Source organism: Rubritalea sp. (genome assembly GCF_039830215.1).
Lineage (GTDB): Bacteria > Verrucomicrobiota > Verrucomicrobiia > Verrucomicrobiales > Akkermansiaceae > Rubritalea.
Genome location: NZ_JBDOPO010000154.1, coordinates 1 through 1755, shown reverse-complemented (window position 1 = coordinate 1755; position 1755 = coordinate 1). Strand labels below are relative to the sequence as shown.

The window sequence follows — 1755 nt, the reverse complement described above, 5'->3', positions numbered from 1 at the left end:
AAGTGAGTATGATGTTCGCTTTTCTGAGCCAGGGGGTGACGTGTGTATTTATATAAAAACGTTCCTATTTTAAATTATTTTAATAGACGCTTTCATCTCCCTTCAACGAGATATTTAATCTAAAGTATTCTAAGAATTTTATCTATTCTTTGAATAGATGAAGCGAGCTAAGGCTCGCCTCAAAACATAATAATTACTTCTTCCTCTGCTGGTAATCATAGCTTCGGGGCATAGCCAAGCTGACATTGTGTTTAATGCTTCTAGAATGAACGAGCAATGCGTTGAATTTATTTTGGCGGTGATTGGGGGTCTTGAGAATGGGTGACCAAGTTATTTTTTGCTTAAACAATGAGTGATGTGGCAAGGCTTTAGGGTGCAGGGTGCAGGTGCTTCCCATGGAGGATTAATCCATTGCTTAAATTGTGGGGAAGGATCTATTATCATCCTTAACAAAACCCATGTTTGAACAATCATTTAAGAATATTGATGACGTCCTGCGTAAAGAAGCGGGCTGTTCCTCAGAGCTAGACTATACCGAACAAACCTCTTGGCTACTGTTCCTCAAGTATTTGGATGACCTAGAGCAAGTCCGCTCGATGGAGGCGCAGTTAGAGGGTAAGAGCTATGAGCCTATCATTTCAGACGAGTTTCGTTGGTCAACTTGGGCGGCTCCTAAGGATGCAGACGGTAACTTTGATCATAACAATGCGCTGACAGGTCCAGATTTGGTGGAGTTTGTGGATCAGAAATTGATCCCTTACTTACGTGGCTTTAGTGGGCGTGCTGAGAGTCCTGATACCATTGAATACAAAATAGGTGAAATCTTTGGTGAGGTAAGAAGTAAGTTCCAGAGTGGTTACTCGCTGAGGGATGCACTTGAGTTAGTGGATTCTTTGCTATTTGGATCTCAAGAACAAAAGCACGAGCTTTCTGATCTTTATGAAACTCGTATCAAGAACATGGGTAATGCGGGTCGTAATGGTGGTGAGTACTACACGCCAAGACCATTGATTCGAGCCATGGTCGAGGTGATGGATCCAAAGATTGGTGACCGTATTTATGATGGAGCTTGTGGATCGGCTGGTTTCTTATGTGAAGCTTATGATCATTTAAGAGAGGGAGATCTTTCAACCAGTGATCTCAAGACGTTGCAGGAAAAGACGCTCTACGGAAAAGAAAAGAAATCACTCGCTTACGTCATTGGTATCATGAACCTGATCCTACATGGTGTTGAAGCTCCGAACATCATTCATGCAAACACGCTTGCAGATCATGACCAAGATGTTCAGGACAAGGATCGTTATGATGTGATCCTTGCCAATCCTCCATTTGGTGGAAAGGAAAGAAAAGAAGTTCAGCAGAACTTTCCAATCAAGACAGGAGAGACTGCATTCTTATTTCTTCAGCACTTCATTCGTATGCTTAAAGCAGGTGGCCGTGCCGCAGTGGTTATTAAGAATACTTTTGCATCTAACTCCGATAATGCCTCCGTTGCCTTGCGTAAGGAATTACTCGAAAGCTGTAATCTCCATACAGTCCTTGATTGCCCAGGCGGCACTTTTCAAGGTGCAGGAGTTAAAACCGTTGTCTTATTCTTTGAGAAAGGAAAATCGACCAAGAATGTTTGGTATTATCAGCTAGCCCCTGAACGTAACCTCGGTAAAACAAACCCGCTCAATGATAATGATTTGAAAGAGTTTATCGAACTCCAGAAAACTTCAGCTGATTCAGATAAGTCTTGGAGCGTTGATGTTA

The 1755-nt window shown here is 42.3% G+C and carries 1 protein-coding gene; it reads left to right on the top strand.

Going from position 1 to position 1755, the window contains the following annotated elements; all coding sequences use genetic code 11:
* Positions 1–458: 458 nt before the first annotated feature.
* A partial coding sequence (locus ABGY95_RS05095) for an N-6 DNA methylase (RefSeq protein ID WP_347440618.1) occupies positions 459–1755 on the top strand: 1297 nt, incomplete at its 3' end.